The 273-nt window shown below is 66.3% G+C and carries 1 protein-coding gene; it reads right to left on the reverse strand.

Annotation, left to right across the window (positions count from 1 at the left end):
- Positions 1-62: 62 nt before the first annotated feature.
- A partial coding sequence (locus ABG80_RS22685) for a hypothetical protein (RefSeq protein ID WP_407638745.1) occupies positions 63-273 on the reverse strand: 211 nt, incomplete at its 5' end.

A 273-nucleotide genomic window follows, 5' to 3' on the forward strand; every position in this document is an offset into this window, starting at 1 on the left:
AGCGTGCGGGCTTCGCCCATCCCGCAGGGCCGCCGCCAGCGGCCTCATACGTGCATCCATCCTCACACCTTGCCCCCCTCATAGGCGAGGCTCACCGACGCGCCAGGAGCCCACGCACGCACCGGCACGGACACCTTCTCACCCACTCGGCCCTCGAAAGGCTTGGTGTCCGGAACTGTGAGGGTGAAGAGTTGAACGAGGCCACGGTTATCGAGGCCCTCGATCTGGAGAACCGGGCGGGTGGGGATCACCTCGCCGGTCTTCTTGTTGACG

The organism is Aquabacterium parvum (assembly GCF_001447195.1).
Taxonomy (GTDB): Bacteria; Pseudomonadota; Gammaproteobacteria; order Burkholderiales; family Burkholderiaceae_C; genus Aquabacterium; species Aquabacterium parvum.